The sequence below is a fragment of the Nocardia alni genome, from assembly GCF_019038435.1.
GTDB classification, from domain to species: domain Bacteria; phylum Actinomycetota; class Actinomycetes; order Mycobacteriales; family Mycobacteriaceae; genus Nocardia; species Nocardia alni.
On sequence record NZ_JAGPOX010000058.1, the window covers coordinates 31,176 to 54,917 of the forward strand.

At 65.5% G+C, this 23,742-nt stretch carries 19 protein-coding genes and 1 pseudogene; 14 read left to right on the forward strand and 6 right to left on the reverse strand.

From position 1 onward, the window contains the following. The first annotated feature begins 12 nt into the window (after positions 1–12). The 3 genes from JZ791_RS22185 (at position 13) to JZ791_RS22195 (ending at position 7,580) form a co-directional block, all read left to right on the forward strand. Positions 13–5,475 (forward strand): ATP-binding protein, encoded by a 5,463-nt coding sequence (locus JZ791_RS22185; RefSeq protein WP_216897112.1) that lies wholly within the window; start codon positions 13–15, stop codon positions 5,473–5,475. Between the two features lie 235 nt (positions 5,476–5,710). Next, entirely contained in the window at positions 5,711–6,019 is a 309-nt protein-coding gene (locus JZ791_RS22190; protein WP_216897113.1) for a hypothetical protein, read from the forward strand. A 136-nt stretch (positions 6,020–6,155) separates the two neighbouring features. Then, positions 6,156–7,580 (forward strand): serine/threonine-protein kinase, encoded by a 1,425-nt coding sequence (locus tag JZ791_RS22195; RefSeq protein WP_216897114.1) that lies wholly within the window; start codon positions 6,156–6,158, stop codon positions 7,578–7,580. Between the two features lie 133 nt (positions 7,581–7,713). On the opposite strand, the gene JZ791_RS22200 is transcribed toward JZ791_RS22195, so the two are convergent. Together JZ791_RS22200 and JZ791_RS22205 are read right to left on the reverse strand one after the other, a co-directional pair. Then, positions 7,714–8,655: an SDR family NAD(P)-dependent oxidoreductase gene (locus JZ791_RS22200; protein WP_216897115.1), complete on the reverse strand. Its 942-nt coding sequence runs from the start codon at positions 8,653–8,655 to the stop codon at positions 7,714–7,716. 166 nt (positions 8,656–8,821) lie between these two features. After that, positions 8,822–9,433 (reverse strand): TetR/AcrR family transcriptional regulator, encoded by a 612-nt coding sequence (locus JZ791_RS22205; protein ID WP_216897116.1) that lies wholly within the window; start codon positions 9,431–9,433, stop codon positions 8,822–8,824. 100 nt (positions 9,434–9,533) lie between these two features. Here JZ791_RS22205 and JZ791_RS22210 point away from each other — a divergent pair, with 100 nt between their 5' ends. Further along, positions 9,534–10,877 (forward strand): cytochrome P450, encoded by a 1,344-nt coding sequence (locus tag JZ791_RS22210; protein WP_216897117.1) that lies wholly within the window; start codon positions 9,534–9,536, stop codon positions 10,875–10,877. A gap of 113 nt (positions 10,878–10,990) precedes the next feature. Here JZ791_RS22210 and JZ791_RS22215 read toward each other — a convergent pair whose 3' ends face one another. Beyond that, entirely contained in the window at positions 10,991–12,034 is a 1,044-nt protein-coding gene (locus JZ791_RS22215; RefSeq protein ID WP_216897130.1) for an NAD(P)-dependent alcohol dehydrogenase, read from the reverse strand. Between the two features lie 118 nt (positions 12,035–12,152). Between JZ791_RS22215 and JZ791_RS22220 the strand changes: the two are divergent. Continuing rightward, positions 12,153–12,350, forward strand: a pseudogene (locus tag JZ791_RS22220) (hypothetical protein); the annotation flags it as partial. 55 nt (positions 12,351–12,405) lie between these two features. Further along, entirely contained in the window at positions 12,406–12,735 is a 330-nt protein-coding gene (locus JZ791_RS22225) for a hypothetical protein (protein ID WP_216897118.1), read from the forward strand. Positions 12,736–13,288: 553 nt separating this feature from the next. On the opposite strand, the gene JZ791_RS22230 is transcribed toward JZ791_RS22225, so the two are convergent. From JZ791_RS22230 to JZ791_RS22240, 3 genes are all read right to left on the reverse strand, one after another. After that, positions 13,289–13,570 (reverse strand): hypothetical protein, encoded by a 282-nt coding sequence (locus JZ791_RS22230; RefSeq protein ID WP_216897119.1) that lies wholly within the window; start codon positions 13,568–13,570, stop codon positions 13,289–13,291. Between the two features lies 1 nt (position 13,571). After that, positions 13,572–13,988, reverse strand: coding sequence for a hypothetical protein (locus tag JZ791_RS22235; RefSeq protein ID WP_216897120.1), 417 nt, complete (start codon positions 13,986–13,988; stop codon positions 13,572–13,574). Between the two features lie 1,380 nt (positions 13,989–15,368). Further along, on the reverse strand, positions 15,369–15,626 hold the full coding sequence (locus tag JZ791_RS22240) for a hypothetical protein (protein WP_216897121.1): 258 nt from the start codon (positions 15,624–15,626) through the stop codon (positions 15,369–15,371). Positions 15,627–15,908: 282 nt separating this feature from the next. On the opposite strand from JZ791_RS22240, the gene JZ791_RS22245 reads away from it, so the two are divergent. The 8 genes from JZ791_RS22245 to JZ791_RS22280 all read left to right on the forward strand — a co-directional run. Then, positions 15,909–16,829: a Scr1 family TA system antitoxin-like transcriptional regulator gene (locus tag JZ791_RS22245; protein WP_216897122.1), complete on the forward strand. Its 921-nt coding sequence runs from the start codon at positions 15,909–15,911 to the stop codon at positions 16,827–16,829. Next, positions 16,826–17,038 (forward strand): DUF397 domain-containing protein, encoded by a 213-nt coding sequence (locus JZ791_RS22250; RefSeq protein ID WP_216897123.1) that lies wholly within the window; start codon positions 16,826–16,828, stop codon positions 17,036–17,038. Before JZ791_RS22245 ends, JZ791_RS22250 begins: the two co-directional genes overlap by 4 nt. A 135-nt stretch (positions 17,039–17,173) precedes the next feature. Beyond that, positions 17,174–17,701, forward strand: a complete 528-nt coding sequence (locus JZ791_RS22255) for a hypothetical protein (protein ID WP_216897124.1) — start codon at positions 17,174–17,176, stop codon at positions 17,699–17,701. Positions 17,702–17,732: 31 nt separating this feature from the next. Next, positions 17,733–18,905 carry a hypothetical protein gene (locus tag JZ791_RS22260; protein ID WP_216897125.1) on the forward strand — a complete coding sequence of 391 codons (1,173 nt, stop codon included), beginning with the start codon at positions 17,733–17,735 and terminating at the stop codon, positions 18,903–18,905. A gap of 623 nt (positions 18,906–19,528) precedes the next feature. Then, positions 19,529–20,077, forward strand: coding sequence for a hypothetical protein (locus tag JZ791_RS22265; RefSeq protein WP_216897126.1), 549 nt, complete (start codon positions 19,529–19,531; stop codon positions 20,075–20,077). Between the two features lie 84 nt (positions 20,078–20,161). After that, positions 20,162–21,469 carry a hypothetical protein gene (locus tag JZ791_RS22270; protein ID WP_216897127.1) on the forward strand — a complete coding sequence of 436 codons (1,308 nt, stop codon included), beginning with the start codon at positions 20,162–20,164 and terminating at the stop codon, positions 21,467–21,469. Beyond that, entirely contained in the window at positions 21,459–22,973 is a 1,515-nt protein-coding gene (locus JZ791_RS22275; RefSeq protein ID WP_216897128.1) for a type IV secretory system conjugative DNA transfer family protein, read from the forward strand. Before JZ791_RS22270 ends, JZ791_RS22275 begins: the two co-directional genes overlap by 11 nt. A 41-nt stretch (positions 22,974–23,014) precedes the next feature. Then, the coding region (locus JZ791_RS22280; RefSeq protein ID WP_216897129.1) for a replication-relaxation family protein at positions 23,015–23,742 on the forward strand (728 nt) is incomplete at its 3' end.

The following is a 23,742-nucleotide window of genomic DNA, read 5'->3' on the forward strand; positions in this document are numbered from 1 at the left end:
GGAGCTGGCAAGTTGTTCAGCCGCATCGCCATCGTGAACCGGGGAGAGGCCGCCATGCGCCTCATCCACGCGGTCCGGGATCTGGCCGCAGAGACCGGACAGCCGATCGAAACCGTCGCCCTGCACACCGATGTCGACCGGACTGCGACATTCGTGCGAGAGGCCGATATCGCGTACGACCTGGGTCCGGCATCCGCACGCCCCTACCTGGACCTGAAGGCGCTCGAGCGTGCCCTCCTGACCACCGGAGCCGACTCGGCCTGGGTCGGCTGGGGTTTCGTGGCCGAGGATCCGGCGTTCGCGGAGCTGTGCGAGCAGATCGGTGTGACCTTCATCGGCCCCAGCCCGGACGCCATGCGCAAGCTCGGCGACAAGATCGGCGCGAAGCTGATCGCCGAGGAGGTCGGCGTGCCGGTGGCGCCGTGGAGCCGCGGCGGTGTCGACACCGTGGAGGCCGCCGTGGAGGCCGCGGAGCAGATCGGTTACCCGCTGATGCTGAAGGCGACCGCGGGTGGCGGTGGACGCGGCATCCGCAAGGTCACCAACGAGGACGAACTCGTCGACGCCTACGAGCGCACCCGGCAGGAGGCCGCGCGCGCGTTCGGTAGCGGCGTGGTGTTCCTGGAGCGCCTGGTCACCGGCGCACGGCACGTCGAGGTCCAGGTGATCGCGGACGGCCAGGGCACCGCATGGGCGCTGGGTGTGCGCGACTGCTCGGTGCAGCGGCGCAACCAGAAGATCATCGAGGAGTCGGCCTCGCCGGTGCTGCCGCCCGAGCGGGTGGCCGAGCTCAAGACCTCCGCCGAGCGGCTGGCCGTCGCGGTCGGTTATCGCGGTGCGGCGACCGTGGAATTCCTCTATCACCCCGGTGAGCAGCTGCTCGCGTTCCTCGAGGTGAACACCCGTCTGCAGGTCGAACATCCGATCACCGAGTACACCACCGGCATCGACCTCGTCCGGGCCCAGCTGCTGGTGGCATCCGGCGAGCGACTCGAGGGCGAGCCGCCGCGGGAGCGCGGGCACGCCATCGAGGCCAGGCTCAACGCCGAGGACCCCGACCGCGACTTCGCTCCCGCACCGGGCCGCATCGCGCGCCTCGACCTGCCGGCCGGACCGGGCATTCGCGTCGATACCGGCGTCAGCGAGGGCGACACGATTCCGGCCGACTTCGACTCGATGATCGCCAAGATCATCGCTTACGGCAGCGACCGGAATCAGTCGCTGGGCAGGCTGCGCCGGGCCGTGACGGAGACCAGGGTGGTCATCGAGGGCGGCGCGACGAACAAGAGCTTCGTGCTCGACCTGCTGGACCAGCCCGAGGTGATCGACGGCAGCGCGGACACCGGCTGGATCGACCGCGTGCGCGGCGAGGGCCGTCTCGTCTCGCACCGCCACTCCGCCATCGCGCTGGCCGCCGCCGCCATCGATGCCTACGAGGACGACGAGCTGGTCGAGCGGCATCGGCTGCTGTCGACCGCTTCCGGTGGACGTCCCCAGGTGCAGCACGAGAGCGGTCGCGCGCGCGACCTGGAGTTGCGCGGCGCCGCCTACCGGGTGCGGGTCGCGCGCATAGGTGCGCATCGGTTCCGTATCGGCATCGAGGCGGGCGATGATTTCCGCACCGCGGACGTCGATCTGGAGCGCTTCGATCGCCACACCGGGCAGATCGTGGTCAACGGCACCCGATACCGATTGACCACGGGCACCCACGGACCGGTCCACATGGTCGACGTCGACGGCGTCACCCATCGGATCAGCCGCGACGAGGGCGGCGTCGTGCGTTCGCCGGCTCCCGCGCTGGTGGTCGCCACGCCGTTGCAGGTCGGCGCCGAGGTCGAAGCGGGCGCGCCCGTCCTGGTGCTGGAGAGCATGAAGATGGAAACGGTGCTGCGCGCGCCGTTCCGGGCTCGGTTGAAGGAATGCGCCGTCTCCGTCGGCACCCAGGTGGAGACAGGTGCGCCGCTGCTGCGGCTCGAGCCGCTCGCCGACGACGACGCGGATGCCGATACCGCGGCGGTCGCGCCCGTCGAGCTGGACCTGCCCGTCGAGTCGGCAACGATCCGGCCGCACGAGCGGATGGCGCGCGGCATGCAGGACCTGCGCAGCATGCTGCTGGGCTTCGACGTCGACCCGCACGACGATCGCCGGGTACTCGACGACTATCTCGGCGTGCGGCGTGCCGCGGTCGAGGACAACCGCCGGCCCCTCGCCGAGGAACTCGAGCTCGTGGAGGTGTTCGCCGACCTCGCCGAACTGAGCCACAACCGGTCGTGGGACGAAGACAGCGGCCAGGGCCATCTGCACAGTGCCCGCGAGTACTTCCACACCTATCTGCAGAGCCTCGATGTCGAGCGGGCGGGCCTGCCGGAGTCCTACCAGGCCAAGCTCGCCAAGGCGCTCGGGTACTACGGGGTCGCCGAACTGGAGCGCTCCCCGCACCTCGAAGCCGCGGTGTTCCGCATCTTCCTGGCCCAGCAACGTCCCTCCGACACCGTCACGGTCGTGACGACGCTGCTGCGGGAGTGGCTGCGCGAGCCGATGCCGGACGCGGCGCTGCGCGAGCCGGTCGGCCTGGCGCTGGAGCGACTGGTGACAGCGACGCAGGTGCGTTTCCCCGTGATCGCCGACCTCGCGCGCGGCGTCGTGTACGCCTGGTACGGGCAGCCGTTGCTCCGGCGCAATCGTGCCCGCGTGTACACGAACGTCCGTAAGTACCTGCGCCACCTCGATACTCACCCGGACACTCCCGATCGCGCCCAGCACATCTCCGACATGGTGCGCAGCACCGAGCCGCTGGTGCGCCTACTCGGTCAGCGGCTGGTGCGCGGCACGGCGGACAACACCGCCATGCTCGAGGTGCTGACCCGCCGGTACTACGGCAACAAGGGGCTCACCGACGTCCGCACCCAGGAGGCGGGCGGCTGCACATTCGTGATCGCCGAGCGCCGGGGCCTGAGCCTGGTGTCGACCGCGGTGAGTTTCGACGCGCTCGGCACCGTGCTGCGCGGACTCACCGAGCTCGCGAGCGGCACCGCCTCCATCGAGGCCGACATCTACCTGAGCTGGGAGAAGCAACCGGAAGACTTCGACGCCATGGCGTCGGCGTTGCAGGAGAAGCTCAACGGGCAACCGTTGCCGAACCAGGTGCACCGGATCACCACCACCGTCGCGGGCAGCGGCGGTGCGGTGATGCATCATCACTTCACCTTCCGGCCGTCCGCCACCGGCATCGCCGAGGAGCGGCTGATCCGCGGCCTGCACCCCTACATCGCCCAGCGGATGCAGATGCAGCGGCTGCGCAAGTTCGACCTCACCCGGCTGCCGTCCTCGGACGACGAAGAGGTGTACCTGTTCCGGTGCGTGGCGAAGGAGAACCCGTCCGACGAGCGACTCGTCGCCTTCGCACAGGTGCGTGACCTGACGGCGCTGCGCGAGCACGACGGCCGGCTGCTGGCGCTGCCGACGGCCGAGGCCGCCATCGCCACCTGCCTCGACTCGATCCGCCGGGCACAGTCGCAGCGGCCGTCGGGCAAACGCCTGAACACCAACCGGATCGTGATGTACATCTGGCCGCCGATGGACCTCACCCCCGCCGAGCTGGAGACGATCGTCGATCGCATGCGGCCGACGACCGCGGGCGCTGGGCTCGAGGAGATCCTGCTCATCGCGCGGCGCCCGGATCCGGAGACCGGCGAGTTGATCAAGGTCGCCATCCGCATGTCGGCCGACCCCATCGGCGGCACCGAGCTGACCATCGGCGACCGGTCCGACGAGACGGTCGAGCCGCTCGACGAGTACCGGCAGAAGGTGCTGCGGGCCAGCAGCCGCAACACCGTGTACCCCTACGAACTGACCGGCATCCTCGGTGAGTTCGCCGAATACGACCTCGACGCCGAGCACGCGCTCGTACCGGTCGACCGGCCGAAGGGCCGCAACACCGCGGCGATCGTCGCGGGCGTCGTCACCACGACCACCGAGCAGCACCCCGACGGCATCACCAGGGTGGTACTCCTCGGTGATCCCACGAAGTCGCTGGGCGCGCTGTCGGAACCGGAATGCCGCCGCGTGATCGCCGCGTTGGACCTCGCCGAAGCGATGCGGATACCGCTGGAGTGGTACGCGCTGTCCTCCGGCGCCCGGATCTCCATGGAATCGGGCACCGAGAACATGGACTGGGTGGCGGCCGCGCTCAAGCGCATCGTCGAGTTCACCCAGGACGGCGGTGAGATCAACATCGTGGTCTCGGGCATCAACGTTGGCGCGCAACCATATTGGAACGCCGAAGCGACGATGCTCATGCACACCAAGGGCATCCTGGTGATGACCCCGGACTCGGCCATGGTGCTCACCGGCAAGCAGTCGCTCGACTTCTCCGGCGGCGTATCGGCGGAGGACAACTTCGGTATCGGCGGCTACGACCGGGTGATGGGCCCGAACGGGCAGGCGCAGTACTGGGCGCCGAACCTGACGGCCGCGCGGGACGTGCTGATGTCGCACTACGACCACACCTACGTGGCGCCCGGCGAGCACGCGCCGCGCCGGTCGCGCACCAGCGACCCGGTCGATCGCGACGTCTCCGATTTCCCGCATGTCTTGGCGGGCAGCGATTTCCGCAGTGTCGGAGAGATCTTCTCCGCCACTGCCAATCCGGATCGCAAGAAGCCCTTCGACATTCGGACGGTCATGCGGGCGCTGTCCGATCAGGACCATCCGGTGCTGGAACGCTGGGCGGGGATGGCCGATGCCGAAACCGCCGTGGTGCAGGACGCGCGTCTGGGCGGTATCCCGGTGTGCCTGCTCGGAATCGAGTCCCAGGGGGTTCCGCGTCGCGGCTTCCCGTCCACCGACGGTCCCGACACCTACACCGCCGGAACGCTGTTCCCGCGCTCGTCGAAGAAGGCCGCGCGGGCGATCAACGCGGCCAGTGGCAATCGACCGCTCGTCGTGCTGGCGAACCTGTCGGGCTTCGACGGCTCGCCGGAGTCGATGCGCAAACTGCAACTCGAGTACGGCGCCGAAATCGGCCGCGCGATCGTGAATTTCCAGGGCCCCATCGTGTTCTGCGTGATCTCGCGCTATCACGGTGGCGCGTTCGTGGTGTTCTCCAAGGCACTGAATCCGAACATGACCGTCCTCGCCCTGGAGGGTTCGTTCGCCTCGGTCCTCGGCGGCGCCCCCGCGGCGGCAGTGGTGTTCTCCGGACAGGTCAACGCGCGCACGGCAGCCGATCAGCGCGTGCGAGACCTCGAGGCCCGCGTCACGAACGCCTCCGGCGCTGATCGCGCGACCCTCACCGCGGAACTCGACGAGGTCCGCTCGTCGGTCCGCGCGGAGAAGCTCGGCGAAGTCGCCACGGAGTTCGACCGGGTGCACGACATCCGCCGCGCCGTCGAGGTGGGCTCGGTGGACGCCATCATCCGCGCCGCGGAACTGCGCCCGCGGATCATCGAGACGATCGAGGCGCGTCTGGGGTGATATCCCGGAGGGGATAGCGGCTCGAGGGCGGACGCGGCGGCTGATGTAGCCGCCGCGTTCGCATGTTAATGGCGTAGCCTCCGGTATGTCGATGCCGCTGTGGGATTTTCATGCGTCGCGCACATTTATCGGTCCCTGTCCAGGAATCGAATCGATCGATCTGGCACCGGGAAATTTCGCGCTTCATTCTGCTAGGACAGCAGGCCGATCGGCCTGCGGAATCGAGCAGAACGCCATGGCGACAAGAACTTCCTCCAGCCGCGACTTCAACACCTCGGCGAACGGTGGCGCCGAAGTCGGCTCGTACGCCGATTTCTATATCCTCATGCCGTCCCTGGCGGTTTCCGCGATGCTTCGCCTTGTCGTGGTGTTGGTCGTGGCCGTCGCATTCGCCGCCCTGGTGATGCTCATCGTCGTCCTCATGTTTCCCGACCCGGATCCCACCACGACAACCACCACCACCCAGGTGAGCACCGTGCAGACTCCGGCGTCGACACCGCCGTGCTACCCATTCGCCGACTGCGCCCCCGCACCCATCCGCTGACGCGGCCGTCCGCATCCGTGTGCGCACAGCCGCCGAGGACGATTGTGAGCGCGAGCACCGGGACGGCGATGCCCGTATCCGAGTAAGGTTGACTGGTTCCGAATGTTGCTGAGGCACAGAACCGCTGGGGGCCTTCATGTCGGCGCTGGTACGACCGGGCTGGGTGCTCGCCGGCCGCTACCGGCTGATCGAGAAGCTGGGCAGCGGCGGATTCGGGACCGTGTGGAAAGCGCGCGACGAGCGGTTGCGTATCGATGTCGCGGTGAAGGAGGCGCTGCTACCGCAGGCCGAATCGAGCGCCGAGCACGCCGAGCGCGTCGCGCGAGCCGAACGCGAGGCCCGCAATGCCGCGCGGCTGCCCGACCATCCGAATATCGTCGGTGTCCTCGATGTCGTCACCGACGGCGCGACGCCCTGGATCGTCATGCGTCTGGTGTCCGGCCGATCCCTGAAGCAGCGACTCGACAGCGACGGGCCGGTGGCCGTCGCGGAAGCCACCACCATCGCCTTCGCACTGTTACGAGCACTGCGGGCCGCCCATGATGTCGGCGTGGTGCACCGAGATGTCAAGCCGGGCAACATCCTGCTCGACACCGACGGCGAGGTTCTGCTCACGGATTTCGGAACCGCCCGCCACCACTCGGATCACACGCTGACCGCCAAGGAGACGATTATCGGCTCGTTCGAGTACATGGCGCCCGAACGGATCGACGGCGAGGGCACACCGGCCGGTGACCTGTACTCCCTCGGCGTCACCCTCTACCACGCGGTGGAAGGGGTTTCCCCGTTCCGCCGCGACACCATCCACGGGACAATGAAAGCGGTGATGTTCGGTGTGGCGCCGCCGCCCGCGCGCGCAGGGCAACTCGTCCAGCTCATAACCCGGCTGATGGACAAACAGCCGGAGCTACGCCCCTCCATCCCACACGCACTGATACTGCTGACGACTCCGCCGCCGCTCGGGCCGAAACCGGAAGTCTCCACGGGAAATTCACGATCACCCCGAGCCGGCCGTAAGCGCGGACAGGTCGGCCAGCTCCTGGCCCGTGCCCGCGATCATCAGAAGCGCGGCGACATAGGCGAAGCCGAACGGCTACTGCGCCAGGCCGCGGCGATGAACGACGCCCTGTCCATGTCCTTCCTGGCGCGACTGCTCGAAAACCGGGGCGTCCGAACCGAAGCCGAACGCTGGTACCGGCAAGCCGCCGAGAGCGGCGAAACGCTCTCGATGCTCACTCTCGGCCATATGTGCATGAAGTCGGGTGATCTCAGCCAAGCCGCGTACTGGTACCGCCGCTACGTCGATCACGGCCATATTCTCGGAAAGGTCCACCTGGCAACGGTTCACGCGGCCCTGGGCGAAGATGACCGCGCCGAATTCCTCTACCGCGAGGTGGAACAAGACGGCGATATGGTTGCCCTGAAGGCTTTGGGCGACCAGTGGAAATCCGTGGGGCGCACAGACGCCGCCAAACGCGTGTACCGCAAATCCGCTCGAGCCGGCTACGCCCCTGCGAAAGCAGCGCTCGAGAGTCTGGCTCCCCGCCACCCTCCGCGGTGACGAAGCCGACCTGACCCGGCACGCCGCAACGACCGATCGTCTCGATGTACGTGCAGTGCCGCGCAAAGGTGCCGCACCTCGAATTCGGCGCCCCCGCACAGTGATCGGCACGTTGGGCGGACCGTCGACAATGTCACCGTGTCGGCCGGGATGGCGACCATGTGCGCACGTCACGAGCCGGTTCAGGGTCTTTGTCGTCTGCGTCGCGGATCTCACCGGGTTGAGGCTGCCGGCGTGGCGCGACACCCATCGTCTCGCGCATGCTGGGCGGGCGGCGCCCGCCGGCGTCTGTAATGCCATACGCCGCGGCCATTTCAGCGCCGATCACCGATCGACCGCTCAACTCCATCAGATCGGGGTCGTTGTAGAGCGCCCAGATGACATGGCCGGTGAATTCCGGCGTCTCGCACCTGTCGGCCAGCCCGCCGAACTTCACCGGGTCGGCGGCCATCAGCTGTTTCAACCTGTCGGTGAGAACCGCGCCGCACCAAACGCATATCGTGGCCACACCGTGTGGTTTCAGCTCGAAGCCCATATCGGCGGCGAACTTGTCCTCGCCGGCCTTGTGCGCGCCGTAGACCGGGCCCAGCATGTAGCAGACCCCGGCCTGGCTGCCGGTGAACACGATGAGGCCCTGGCCTCGCCGCACCATCATCGGGGCCGCGTAATAGCTGCACACGTAGGCGCTGCGCAGTCCGACATCCAGCAGATCGACCAACTCCAGCGGCTTTTCCCAGAAGACACCGGGCTCGAGCATCGCGTCGTCCACCTTGGCGGCGTTGTTCACCAGGATGTCCAGCCGGCCTTCGGCTCGCTCGATCTGCTCGAAGACCGCTTTCGTCTGGGCGTCGTCGGCGTGGTCGCAGGCGATCGCGATGCCTCGTCCCCCCGCGGCCGTCACCGCCGCGGCGGTCTCATGGATGGTGCCCGGCAGATCGGACCGGCCCGTGGACTGGGAGCGACCGGTGACATAGACCGTGCAGCCGTGACTGCCCAGCGCGATCGCGATGCCGCGGCCGACACCGCGGCTACCGCCCGTGACGACCGCGACAGGCTCGCGATTATCACCTGTCATCTGGGTTCCCGATCCCTTCGTGCGCGGTATCGGCGCCTGCGCGACAACGATCCAGCACAACAGTAACGGGGAAGGCTGCCCTCATACAGTGGATTCCCGCGCTGAGTCCTTACCGGCCTACTGCCTGCGAATCCGGCTGACGCACGACGGCGTGGTCTCGATTGATTCAGCGATACAGACCGCGAAGTGCGCGGCAGGCTGCCTCGATGATCTCCTCCGGGGTCGCCTCGACGGCGCCGTCCAGCCAGGCGGTGACCAGTTCGGCCATTCCGCCGATGAACAGCAGGCCGGAGGTTTCGTCGGCGACCCGGCTGCGACCGGAGTCGCCGAGCCAGGAGCGCACCTCGACCGCCGATTCGTGGGCGAGGTGGCGCAGCAATTCGGTTCGCCTGCGCCGCAATTCGGGCACCGCCACCGACTCGACGATCGCGACCCGGCCCTTGCGCGGGTCGGCGACCAGCAGTCGCACGAACGCTTCTATCGATGCCCGCATGCGAGCTTCCGGATCGTTTCCGGCGGCGTCGGCGGCGCCGCGGCTGTTCTCCTCTATTTCGACCGCGATCTCGTTCAGCACGACTTCGCACAAGGCGTCGAGCCCGGTGAAACTCTCGTAGAAGTAGCGCTCGCTGAGCCCGGCCTCGGCGCAGACGGCGGTCATCGTGGTGCGGATAGCGGGATCGGCCCACACCGTCAGCCCCGCTTCGAGCAGTCGCGATCGACGCTCGGTGACCCGTTCAGCGGCGGTGACTCCGCGATAGACGCCTGATTGCCCGGCCATGGCCACAGCATGCCACAGCGACGTCGAATCCAAGGTTGACAGGGCGTCCTTCCTGAATCAGGCTTAGTGTGAGCGCCATCACGGAGACATGAGGTGTGCGATGACGGCCGACACCCTGGACACCAGGCCGATACCTACGCTGCTGCGGGAGGATCGCGGCATCCCGGTGATCGGGCAATTGCTGCAGTTCGCCAAGGATCCGGTGGCCCTGTTGCAGCGCGAATGGGATCACTACGGCCCGGTCGCACCGATGTACTCACTGGGGCGCACGTCGGCGCTGCTGCTGGGCCCGGACGCGTGCGGTGACGCGCTGCTGAACAAGGATGGGGCACTGGCCAACGAACCGGCCTGGTCGCGGTTGGTCGGACCGTTCTTCCACGGCGGGCTCATGCTCATCGATTTCGACGAGCACAAGCGGCATCGGCGAATTCTGCAGCAGGCGTTCACTCGTCCGCGACTGCAGGCCTATACCGAGCGGCTGCATCCGGCCATCGAAAAGGGTGTGGCGCACTGGGACGAGAGCGAATCCTTCCCCTCGTACTGGAAACTCAAGCAACTCACCCTCGACATCGCCGCGGATCTGTTCATGGGCGGCGCCGGCGACACCGGCCCGGCCGAGATGGACCGAGTCAACCGGGCGTTCATCGCCTGTGTGCAGGCCGCCGCCGGGATCGTGCGCGGCAATGTGCCGTTCACCCGCTGGGGCAAGGCATTTCGCGGCCGTCAGCTGCTCGAGGATTTCCTGCGTCACTACCTACCGGCCAAGCGAGCCGAGCAGACCGACGACATCTTCTCGGTGCTGTGTCATATCGAGGACGAGGACGGCGCCCGGTTCACCGACGACGACGTGGTCAACCACATGATCTTCCTGATGATGGCCGCGCACGACACCACCACGATCACCACCTCGACGATGTTGCAGTATCTGGGACAGCATCCGCGGTGGCAGGAGCGTTGTCGCGCCGAAGCGCTCGCGCTGGGGCCCGCTCCGTCGATGAGCGAACTGGAGGGCCTCGAGTCGGTCGATCTGGTCATGCGCGAGGCGCTGCGACTGCGGGCCCCCGTCCCGGTGGTGGTCCGCCATGCGGTGAAAGACACTGTGATTCAAGGGGTCCGGATCCCCGCCGGGACCGATGTGATCGTCGGAATCCAGTTCACCCACCTGATGCCGCGATACTGGACCGAGCCGCACACCTTCGATCCCGACCGATTCGGCCCCGAGCGCCGCGAGGACAAATCCCACCGCTTCGCCTGGGAGCCCTTCGGTGGCGGCGCGCACAAATGCGTCGGCCTGCATTTCGGTGGTCTGGAGGTGAAGGCGATCATGCACCGCCTGCTATGCGACTATCACTGGCGCGTGGACCCCGGCTACGTCCCTCCGCTGGACTACCACTCCCTGCCCTTCCCCAAGGACGGGCTGCCCATCGGCTTCGTCCGGAACTGAGAGCCGTTCCGGGGCGTCGACCTCAGCGCAATGCCGCCTAGCTCGAGCCCGGAGGCATTGCACTGCAGGTATTCGGCCGTCCGGGCCCGCAGCACCCGGACGGCGGGTCTCGGTCAGATCGTGGCCGTGTCGATCACGAAGCGGTAGCGCACATCCGAGTTGTCGACGCGTTCGTATGCCTCGTTGATCTGGTTCGCCTCGATCAGTTCGATCTCCGCGCCCAGATTGTGCTCGGCGCAGAAGTCGAGCATCTCCTGGGTCTCGGCGATGCCGCCGATCAAGGAACCGGCGAGGATCTTGGAGCCCCCGATCAGCGAGAACAGGTTGAACGAGATGGGCTCCTCGGGGGCGCCGACGTTCACCAGCACGCCCCTGGTCTTCAGCAGGCTCAGGTACGCGCCGAAGTTCAGCGGGGCGGACACCGTGGACAGGATGACGTCGAACCGGCCGGCCAGCTCCTCGAACGTTGTCCGGTCGCTGGTCGCGTAGTAGTGGTCGGCGCCCAGCTTCAGGCCGTCGTCTTTCTTGCGCAGCGACTGCGACAGGACGGTGACCTCCGCACCGAGGGCGTGGGCGATCTTGACGGCCATGTGGCCCAGGCCGCCCAGACCGATCACGGCGACCTTCTTGCCGGGGCCGACACCCCATCGCTTGAGCGGGGCGTACGTGGTGATGCCGGCGCACAGCAGCGGAGCGGCGACGTCGAGGGAGATGCCGTCCGGGATGTGCACCGTGAAGGCGTCGGAGACGACGATCTTCTGCGAGTAGCCGCCGTAGGTGGGCTCGCCGTCCTTGCCGATGGCGTTGTACGTCTGGACGTTTCCCTTCACGCAGTCCTGTTCCTGGCCGTTGCGGCAGGGCTCGCACTCGCCGCAGGAGTCGACCATGCAGCCGACGCCGACGCGGTCGCCGACCTCGAACGTCGTCACAGCGGAACCGACCGCCTCGACGATGCCGGCGATCTCATGCCCCGGAACCATCGGGAAGATGGCATCGCCCCAGCCCGCACGGGCCTGGTGGATGTCGGAGTGACAGATCCCCGCGAACTTGATGTCGATCAGTACGTCGTGCTCGCCGACCGTGCGGCGCTCGATGGTGGTGCGCTCCAGGGGCGCCTTGGCGCTGGGCGCGGCATATGCGGCAACAGTGGTGGTCATGGTGTCCAGCGTGCTCGATGAACAGGCGCTCACCCAGGCCACCGCTTTGCGTACGTCCAGTGGTCCTACTACCGACAGGGTCAGGCTCGTGATCGTACGACCGGGAATACTGGGGGGCATGAGCGACAACCCTGCCCCGGACGACGCTCAGGCCGGCCACACCGACGGCCTGGACCAGCGCGCCGAACTCAGCGAGTTCCTGCGTACGCGCCGGGCCCGGCTCGAACCGGGTGACGTGGGGATCACCTGGCACGGCCGGCGGCGGCGGGTGCCGGGTCTGCGGCGCGAGGAGCTGGCGCAACTGGCCGGGGTGACGTTTCGGTTACGCACTCCTTAAAAACATGTCGGCCCGCAGTGGCATACTCCGCGCCATGTCACGCCAAGACGACTACGAATCGGCCGCAGCGAGTTCTGAGATACCACGGGAGATCACCGTCAGGGTGCCGCACTCGGAGGACTTCTACGACATCCTTGCGGCCCTGAGGCGACTGGACGCGGTGAATGCGGGCGCTCCGCGAACATTCGCAATCAGGGGCGAAACGTTCACCTTCGAACAGGTGTCGGCGCTTGTGGACCTGCTCACCCAACCTGACGTCACCGCGCACGACGTGAACAACTGGTGGTCGCCTGATGATCGCCATGACCAATGTGAGTTGGACGAATACTGGTTCGCGCACAGTCGTCCACCCCGACACTCGTAGCGGCCCACGGCCAATGGTGCCCATCGTCATTCGATGGCAAGCCCCGTAGGGGCGCGGCAGCATTCTGAACGGTGCCTCTGGTACATGATGGAACTGTTGTGGTGGTTCGACTCCCCCATTCTGGTTCTGCGCCGGGGTGCCCGCCCGCAGCTCCGCGAGGACGGGGCACCCCGGGCGGCGCGCGTAGCGCGCCGCTCTTGATTCTGTAGAGGGAAATTCGGCAAGTTCTTTCTTGGGTTACCGTTCTTCTTTTTCTCTTTTCTTTTCTTTCGGGGGCTCCCAAGTTTTCTGTCTGCTGCATGGTGATCAAGGGTGTGGCACAACAGTTTTCGCGGGATTGATTGGTAGCCTCGCTCGAGGTGCGATGTTCCCTGGCAGGCAATCCCCGTACGCAGGGTTCCAGGGGTGGGGTTGCCAAACCGGCGTAGGCTCCTGCGTGGCTTGTGCGGGGCGCTGCGGATGGTTCCGTGTCGATGACAGTGATCTGATCGTGGTTGTTACGTGACAAAGCCACCCCGCCGCAGAGAGGGTGGCTCAGTGTGCGGTCGTGTCGCTACCGCAAGTCGGACATTACTGGTTCCTGTACTCCGTCGTGTCCGGCATCGAGATTTCCGGCGTGTTCTGCGCCTTTCTTGGTCAACCGGTATTCGTGGCCTAGATTCTTGGCGAAACCGAACTTGCACAGCCAGTTGAGCGTGTTCGTCGTCGCTCCTATGGTCGCGATGTTCAATTTTCTCTGTAAACCCGCAGCGGTATACCGCTTGCCGTCGCGCATGCAGTTCAATATTTTGCGCTGGTTGGGTGAAAACTTGGAATAGACGGTAGGTGAGGTCAAATCAATTTCCCTTCTCGTTCTGATCTATGCGGGGTGTGGTGTCTCGGTTGTTCATGCGCCGTAGGTCGTGAACGGCGCGCTGAAATCCGGTGTATGTGCCCTGGCAACTGCCGTCGCATTCCAGGACTGCGAAATGGTAGCCCTCTACCGTCATGGTCATGTTGTCCCCGCACAGCCATTGTGTGGCGAGTTTGGCGTTGGTGGTGTGCTGGTCGGCCATGGGGGCGGTAGGGCCGCTTGCGACCATGAAAATGACCGGTAGCAGATCGGATTTCGCTTGGATCATGGTAGGGCGGTGGGGGCCGAACAGAACGGGTTCATCTCGTTCGATTTCGGGTGGTTCCATCAATGCGTGATGCCAGTGGGTCATGTCCGTGGGGGCGTCACTGACCCGAACGGGGGCCGTGTGGTCGGTCACTTCCCTACCTCGCAGTGAGCGGTCCGTTCGCCGGAACGCTGATATTCGGGATCGAAGATTGGATATACCCCGTAGGCTAGGACCGCTAACCCTGCGCAGAGCCATTCGCCAGCGTAGATGATGAGGTCTCGTTCCTGCTGATAGGTAAGCGCCAAAGCATTCCCTTTGATCTCGCAACGAAGTAATAGTGAAACGCAGCTCATAGCGTCATAGCCATGTGAATTGTTGCTGATTGGCCGAACCGCATAATTGCCGGTGGAGCCGTCTACCTCTATCGGTGAGCCAGTAGACCGGAACCGGTCTGCCGGATCGGTGGGAGGTTCCGGAGGCTACATAGCCGTCAGCGGCGAGTAACCGCAATGCGGTGAGAGTTGCTGGGAGGCTGTGACTTCCCGCGAGGCTGCGAGCCGATATCGCTGTCGGCATCATCCCGAGTGCTCGCACGGTGCGGACCTTGACTCGTGCCAGCGGTTCTGGCGTGCTCCCCAATTGGCCCCCGAAACTTGTGACATGACGGTGTACCCGGGCGCGGCTCCATGCCGGGAACCGCACCCGGTATTCGCACCGAAATCCGCGATCTACAACGGCGGAGTCAGTTACTCGCCGCCCTTGTCGTTCTCGTCGTTCTCCTCGTCCGGACCCATGAAACACCCCCTTTCAGACCATCGGTTACTGATCGGCCGCTACGCGGATATGCGCCAATGAATTGCCGCGTAGTGGACGTTTTCCGGCGGCTTATCGCCCGCCGAAGACTCGCTGTCATTCGCTCGAAACGCGTCTCATCCTGAACCATCGGGCCAACGATGATCGTCTGATCCTGGGTCGCCAGCGTGATCGGCGGGCGGGATTCGCTAGGCGGGAGATGACGCCCACACCTGCCCAAGGACACGGGACTTCGCGGCGTGATTCGTGGCGGCCGATGCAACCGTCGATGAGTTCGATCAGCAGTCCATCACACCCTGGCCCCGGACACTCGACCATGGTCAATTCGCCGGTGCTGTGGTTGTAGGTCTTCAGCTCGATCATCGCGTCGAAGATCCATGGCCCCGGTTCCACTGTCCCGGCGTTCATGTCGTTCATGCCGGGTTCCCTGCTCTGCCAAACATGCTGACTGACAGTGCTTCTCGTCTGAACTTTCATCAGATCCACCTCGTGTCGGTCGATCGGTGAGCCGTGGGTGTTATCGCGGTCCAGAACTCATCTCTTACTGTGTCCCACAAGCGATTCCACCTCTGGAAGGCTTCCCGTGCGTCGGCAAGGTCCGTGCCCGGGGCGAACATCACATCACGGTGATCGGATTCGTTGTGCACCTTGATGATTCGGATCTGGTGATGGATCAATCGCCAGGTCGCATCCAGTCCATCTACTCGGGTGTGGTGCTCATCGTTCACGCTGAGCCTCCTTGGCCTGTGTCAGCAACGCGCGTCCGGTGCTGGTGATGCGCCAGCGGTCGTGTGCGTAGGTCGGCACGACAAGCCCTCGGGCGTCCAGGTATTCGATTGCTGTGCGGGTCACCCAGCGACGTAGGCGGGTATCGCGTGCCAGTTGGATCAATGTCAGCTGTCCCCCTGGCGCAAGCACACGCAGCACCGCCAGCTCTGGATCGAGGCTGGTCGTAAGCCTGCTGAGAGTGATCACGTCGCACGCCTCCCCGTGTGGTCAGGTAGTGGTTCGAGAAAGGGGGTTCAAGGTTTTGTGCCGCAGCGGCCTTCGTCTCGACCGCCGAACAGAGCACACCACGAGCGGTAGGCTGACACGATGCGATCAGAACGATTCTGGCGGGATTCTTCAAAGCTCCAGGAAGCTATTCGCGTCACACATGGGGGGTCGTTCCACTTCCCGAAGAAAGTCGTTCACATCCGTTGCGTGTTTCATTCAACTTTCTGATCAGATCCACTCATATTTGCAAGGAGTGCATGCATGACCAGCGTGAACACAGAGGTGAGCGATGGGAACGAGGAAGCTCCAACCTTGCCCCTTCGTCAGTTAGGCCGCCTGTTGAGGCGCGTCCGTGACGAACAGGGACTCTCCATCGCGCGGGTAGCCGAACTTGTCGAGCTGAGCCCGGCAAGCGTCCAACGGTACGAATCAGGAAAGATCAAGAAGGTTCGTACGCGCGACATCCAAGCTATCTGCGAAGTGCTCGACGTGAGCGACACGGACACCGAACGTGCGGTCGAGCTTGCGGAGCAGGCCAAGGTCAAGAGCTGGTACACGGCGTTCGGTGGCCTCTACTCGGACTCAACGTTCAATCTCGTTGTCGGACTGACCGAGTCGGCTCGACACATCATCGCGTACAACGAGCTTGTGCTCGGCCTCGTGCAAACTCCGGACTACGCGCGAACCGTCATCAGCGGATACTTTCGCGACGAGAGCCCTGAAGACATCGAACGCCGAGTAGCACTGCGGCTGAAGCGCCAGGCAATCGTCACGCGCAAGACTGCCCCGGTGAAACTCGACATGCTGCTTCACGAATCGGCCCTACACCGCGTCGTAGGCAGTCCTCGGATCATGCTCGAGCAGTGCCACCATCTCGCTGAGGTCAGCAAACTTCCCAACGTCAGTATCCGGATTCAGCAGTTCTCCGCCGGTGCAACGTGGGGCGTGCTTCCCGGGCCGTTCATGCTTCTGGACTTCGGAACCGACGCCAAGGGGAAACCGGTAGAGCCACCCCTGATCTACCTGGAAGCATTGGGAGCCAGCACCAACGATCTGTACCTCGAGAAGCCTGATGACGTGCGGCGCTACCATATGCTTGCATCGGCCATCCGGGATACGTCGCTGGATGAACAAAGATCACGAGACCTGCTCCGGCAGGTGGCTAGGAGTTATACAGCGTGAACACTGACCTGTCCGGGGTGAACTGGTTCAAGAGCACCTACAGCGGCGGTCGGACCGACTGCGTCGAGGTGGCGTGGCTCGCGGAGGGCAGTGTCGGCGTCCGTGACTCCAAGAACCCTACCGGCCCGGCCCTGGTTTTCGGCCCCGGTGAGTGGGACGCCTTCACTGCGGGCGTGAAGGGGAGTGAGTTCGACCGTCCTTCAGCCTGACTTACGCCACCAGCGGCCCCGACCGATCCATTCGATTCGGGGCCGTTGCCGTGTCTGTACGTGCCAGTGAACGCCCTGGGTTCGTCGGTGCCTTGATCTATGCTGCGGACAGGGAGCCGACAGGGAGGACTGACAGTGGGGCATAAGCAGCGCGGTAAGGCCGAACTCGAGCAAGTGCGGCGCGATCAGGACGATCCCCGGTGGTTGGAATGGGTCGCTCCTGATCTGATGAATGCTCGGGTCTCCAAGCTTCTGACCGAGACGATTCCGGATATGCCGGATGACCCTTGGTCGGCCGTAGGGCTCGACCGGGTAGAGCGTGAAATACTGGAACGTTTTACTACAGTGCAAGCTGTATCAGCGCCGGGGAATCAGGAAATAGCGGATCAACTTACGCGGTTCATCGGAGAGGTGTTCCGCCGGAAATTCGAGGGGCAGTGGTACAACGTCCCGAGCATGGGGGGTAACCGCTATCAGGATTTCGGGCCGGTCATTCGGCATGAATGGACTGACATGTATCTGGACGTCGCAAACTTGGTGACCTCGACCGTCGATCGACGGTGGGGCGATAATCTGTCCGAGATATTCGGATTCAGTATGGAGACCTACAGGTCTTGGGTAGAAGCTGGCCGCCCTCCGATGGATGAGTGGATCAAGGGCTGAACTCTCGGTCCCTTGGGTTCTGGGGGGCACGTTGAATTACGAGTGGAACGATAAGCTGGAAGAAGCCTACCGTCAATATGTCGGCGGTAAGTGGATGCAAGGTCTCAATGCGCGCGATCGTGCGAGCTATCTTGAGGCGAGAAACCGGTGGCAGAAAGCGAAAGAGGTCGGCGACCGGTTCAGGGATGGAATGATGTCCATTCGAGGACATACAGCGGAACGAGGCTACGTAAAAGAAGCTCATCTCAGGGACGGTACGCTTGGCAGCAGATTTCACGATGTTCGGAACGACGGGCTGGGGAAAGCCTACGAGTATAAGTCCGGCAGTCTTGATAAGGACAAGGCGCTGCGGCAACTCGAGAAAGATGAACGGTACATCAGGGGTGGCGGTTCTGTTGAGTGGGTGATCGTCGAGGGTGCGCGGGCGGATAAGGAAGTTCAGGCCAAGCTCAAGGAACTGAGGGAGAAGTACTCCCGGCGATTTACCGTTCAGGAAGTCTCGCGCGAGCAACTGAGACAGGCTTTGACCGTTGCGAAGCATCTGGAAAGGGTGAGAGATCGTGAGGCGCGGGAGAAGGCGCGGCAGGGGCGTGAGCGGGCCGAGCGTGAACGGCGTGAAGTCCGGCGAAAAGAAATCGAGGTACAGCGTAAGGATTTGGCTCGGGTTGTCGAGCACAACACGCGGGCGATAGAACTGGCGCGTGGTGAGGGTAGGTCGATTCCGGTGCGGGAGTTGTCGCAGGCGCATCGGTCCGCGGTGAGGTCGTTGCGGGAGGTGCGGGCGTTCGAGCGGTCGGATGCTCGGCAGATGGTTGCGGGTCTGGGGTTGAAGGGGCAGGCGGCCCGGGATATGGAACGGTCTTTGGAGGAGGGGCGGGAGCGTCAGCGGCAGGGGGTGAGGCAGGGGATTGACTCGATGGGCCGTGAGGCTGGTGAGCGAGCGGTTGTCGTGCAGCGTGAGGCGCAGTGGCAGGAGCGCAAGCGTGAGCGTCAGAGGGAACTCGAGGGCTTGGTTCGTGCAGGGCAGGTTCGTGCGGATGAGGTACGGGTGCGGTTGGCGATGGAGTTTCCGACGTCTCCCGGTGAGGTGGCCCGGGATAAAGCGCGGGGCAGGGTGCCCGATGACGCTCTCCGGTTGAAGCAAGCTCGGGAACGCGACGGGCTTGCCCGTGAGCGTGAGCGCGGTTTGTCTCGTGAGCGATAACCGTCGTTGAATGGCTTCATTTCGAAGCACGCATTTGTGTCGTCTGCAAATCGAAGCACGCACCGGATGCCCTGCGGACGTGCGGGTGGATGGTCGGGTACGGCCCCGCGATGAGAATATTCCGGGCACGGCGGATTCTCAGGAAAAATTCAGGATTTTGATCTTGACGCGCGTTGACGCGCCGAGTTACGTTCGAAGGTCCAGCTTGAAACATCAAAGATGATGGCAATATTACTCTACCACAATGGACAAAATTTTTGGCCATTTTCGTCCTTCGCGCTGGTCGCAAGGGGTGGTTCGGTGGGGTTGTGTCGAGCTGGCACCATCGGGACCGGCCCGGCATAGCTTCCCGGCTGCTGGGAGTCGAGTGTTCCGGTGGCGCGCGACGCCAGGTTCGCCCTGTGATGTGTGCCACCCCGCCTGTGGGGTGGCTAGCGGCTTGCGAGGTTCATGACCCGGGTTTCGGAAACCGGCCCCTCGTCGACCCGTGAAGCGTCCGCGCGTTCTGCTGCGCTGCTGATTCGTGTTGCCCGAACCGTCTCCCCGGGCGCGGTCCCGCCGTCTGCCCGTGGGGTGTCTCGGGTCGAAATATGCACTGTGTCAACGATTTTCAGGAGATTGTTTTGTCATCATCGACTGTACAGGAACCGAATGGTTTCGGGATCGATCCGGAGTACGCCGATTGGCTGGGCCGTGAGGTCCCGGCGCTGAGCGCGGGGTGGCTGGACGTGGCCGAACAGCGTTTGCACGAGCTGGCCGAGGTCGAGCACGCGTATATGCCGCCGCACGTGGCGGGGCTGCTGGCCGAGGACGGGCGCACGGTGCTGCGGCTGTCGCTGTTGCTCGAGCTGACCGCCGAGGATCTCGAACCCGTGCCGGGCGGATGCGGGATTCCGTGGATGGGATGTCCCGAGCACGGTGACACCCTGGCGTTGCGGGGTATCGAGCCGGGCTGGTATTGCGAGGGCGATCCCGAGTGGCGCGACCACTACGGGCAAGACACCACCTTCGGCCGGTTGCGGCACTGCCGCCAACCGGCCGTTGCGGTGCTGCACACAGGCGGCCACGAGTTGGCGGTGTGCGCGGGCCATAAAAGTAGCGAGCTCGAGCGTGGCTCCGACATCGGTGAGGTGTTCACCGTGACCGACATCGATCGCGACGCCAACGCCTGACCCCTCGATCGGGTGTTCCGGGTGGCACAGGTGTGCCACCCGGAACACCTGGCTGGGGTCGGCCGAATTCGGAAGGGCCGCAAGATGATTACGAAACTGTTGACCGGTCAGCTCGATCCGCGCCACCTGCTCGGGGTGCTGGAGCGCACGATCATGGCGCGCTGGCCGCTGGTGTTGGTGTTCGCGTTGGCCGCGCTGCTGGTGTGGTGGGTGGCGCGGTACTGGGTACGGCGCTGGCGCGAGGAGGAGGCGGGGCGGGCGGTGTGGCTGCGTGTCCATACTCCCGCGAGCGTGGTCGGGGTGGGGGATGCCGGCGTGTTCGCTCGCCGGGTGGCCGGCGTGCTGCACCGCACTCGCCGTATCGGGGTCGGTGCCCGGCATGTTGTGCTGGAAGTGGCCGCGACCGGCGAGGGCACGCAGATCGGGGTGTGGGTGCCGCCGGGCGTCGATCGCGCCGAGATCGCGGCGGCGATCACGGGAGCCTGGCCCAGCGCCGAGGTTACCGCCACCGCCGTGCCCGCGCTCGGGCTGAACGGCGGGGTGGTGGTGGCGAAGGAGGTCACTGCCCGCAATGGGGCGTGGGCACCGTGGATCGACCCCCACCCCGCCACCAGCACGATGATGGTGGGCCGGGGTCCGCACGCGGCTGATCCGCTCGGCGGGGTGCTCGAACGCCTCGCCGCACGCGGTGCGGGAGAAACGGGATTCATACAGTTGGTGCTGGGCACCTACCATCGCGCCACCGTGTCCCGGTTGCTGCTGAAGGCGCTCGACTGGGGTTTGTCGGAGTTCCTGGCGTTGCTGCGGTTCGCGATCTCCGGCCCCCGCTCCGCCACTGCTGCCCCGCGTGCGGCGGTGTCGCCCGCGCCGCTGGCGAGTGCCGTGCAGAAGGCAGTGACCGCCAAGCAGGCGGCCGGGCCGCACTTGTCGGCAACCTTGCGGGTCGGGATCACCAGCGCGGGGCCGTTGCCGCACGGGCGGGCCGCTATCGCGCAGATCGCGGGCGGGTTCGACGCGGTCGCCACCGCTCCCGGCAGCGGCGGTCTGGTCACCCACCGCACCCGCCACAACGGTTATCGGGTGGCTGTGCGGCGGCCGGGCCGCCGGTTCGTCGCCACCATCGCCGAGGTGGCCGCCCTGTGGCATCTGCCCACCGACGCCGCCCGCTACGGGCTGCCCACGGTCCGCAGCCATGACCGTGCCGCCCGACCCGCTCTGCGCCTGCCCGGCCATCCACCACCGACACCCGCACAGCGCACAACCACGACCGCTACACCCGCACGGCGCACGACTACGACCGCTACACCCGGACGGCGCACAACGGCTACGCCGTTGCGGGTGCCGGAGCACGAATTGTCCCGTTCTCGCAGGAAGGCCCGCCATGACCGTTGACCACTTCCGCCCCGCACCGATCACTCCCGACCGGCGGCGGCTGCACCTGGCCGCGCCCGACGATCCGCACCGCGCCAGCCCCAAGCCCTTGGGCACCGATCCGGGCGGCTATGTGGTGGGCATGTCGGTGCCCGCCGCGCGCCATCACTTGCACGTGCCCGGTGTCACCGGGTCGGGCAAGTCCACCTGGCTGGCCAACCTCGCCCTGTCCGAGGCCCGCGCCGGGCGCGGGCTGGTCGTGCTGGACTGCCAGGGAGATCTTGCCGACAACATCCTGGCCCGCCTGCCCGAGCACGCCGCCGGACGCCTCGTGGTCCTCGATCCCGCCGAACGCGCCGCGCCCCCGGCGTGGAATGTGCTGGCCGCGCCCGCAGGGGCGGCCGACGACGCCGAAGGTCGCGAGCGTGCGGCCCGGATGGTGATCGAGACTTTCCGCAAGGTGTACGCACAGTGGTGGGGGCCGCGCATGGACGAAACCTTCTCCGCTGCCTGCCTCACTTTGGCCCGGCGCCCCGGGGCCACGCTGGCCGAGGTGGTCTCGATCCTCACCGATCCCGGCTACCACCGTCCGATCATCACCGAGTTCGGCGAGCCGATCGGCTACGAAGGCTTCTGGGACGGCTACACCGCCCAGACCCCCGCGCAGCGTCAGCAACAGTCCGGGCCGGTGATCTCGCGGTTGCGGGAAGTGCTCTCGCACCGGTTCGCTCACGACCTGCTCGCCGCCCCGGCCGCGACCTTCGACCTGCCGGAAATCCTGGACGGGGGAATTCTCATCGTCCGGATTCCGAAAGGAGACATCGGGGACAGCGGCGTGCAATTGGTCGGCTCGCTGTTGCTATCGGGGCTGTGGCAGGCCACCACCGGACGAGTCCAGATCCCGCCCTCCGAGCGTGCGGACGCGACGATCATCGTGGACGAGTGCCACAATTTCCTGCACCTGCCGATCGGTATCGATGAAGCCCTCGCCGAGGCCCGCGGCTACCGGGTCTCGTTCGTGCTGGCGCATCAGAATCTCGGGCAGTTACCGCCGGAGGTGCGGGGCGCGGTCGACGCGAACGCCCGCAACAAAATCGTGTTCGCGGTCTCGCCGGATGATTCACGGAAACTCGCGGCACATTTCGAACCGTATTTCGACGATTCGGATTTGCGGCATCGCGACGGATACGCCGCCACCGTGCGTATAATTCATGAGGGAATACTGGTCGAACCGTTCAGCGTCACCACCCCGCCGCTACCGCCACCGATCCCCGGCCGCGCCGAGAGCTTGCGGGCCGCCGCCCGCACCACGGCCGGATGGTCCCGGGCGCAGCGTGACGCGACGGTGCGCCGCCGCCAACTGTCCACCGGAAAGCTCGGCACCGAGACCGGTGGAGGGGGCGGTTTTTCACTACCCCGTTCACTCGCCCGCTCCCTCGCCCGTTCACCCGCCCAGCTCGAACGGGGGAGTGAACGGGGTACCCCCGGTGACGCCACACCGCAGGCCAGCGGGGGTGCGCGATGACCGCCGGGCAACCCCGACAGGCTTCTATAGCCTCCCGGCGGGTGTCTCCTTCGATGGCGGATGCGATCACCGAGCAGCGGCAACTCACTCCTCGCGATCTCACGTTGCTCGGGCTGCTGGCCGCTCACCGCGCCCTCACCGCCCACCAGATCGCCCGCCTGTTGTTCACCGACGACAACACCGCCCGCAAACGGCTTGTCCTGCTCACCGGCCGGGGCGTGCTCGACCGGTTCCGCGCCGGTATCCGCCCCGGCTCCCAGCAATACCGCTACACGCTCGGACCGCTCGGCGCGATGATTCACGCCGCCACCATCGACGCCCCGATTCCCGCCGCCCGCACCGTGCAAGAGAAAACACTGAAACTGTCCAGGAACCCGCAACTCGACCATCTATTAGGAATCAATGAATTCTTCACCGCCCTGTGTCACCACGGCCGCATCGCTCCCGGATGCGAATTACTGGAATGGTGGGACGAACGCGAAGCGGCCAAGGCATGCGCGAACATAGCCCGCCCCGACGGATATGGAGAATGGTCCGAAAACGGCCGGACCGTACGATTCTTCCTCGAATACGATACCGGCACCGAAGACTTACCCCGGCTCATCGACAAACTCACCGGATACCGCAATCTGCGCTCCGGTGATATCACCGTCCCCGTGTTGTTCGTGCTCCCCGGCCCGAAACGCCAAACCAATCTCCACCACCTACTCCACGACAACCCCGCCGCCCTGTCCGGACTCGTGGTCGCCACCACCACTGTCGCCGATAC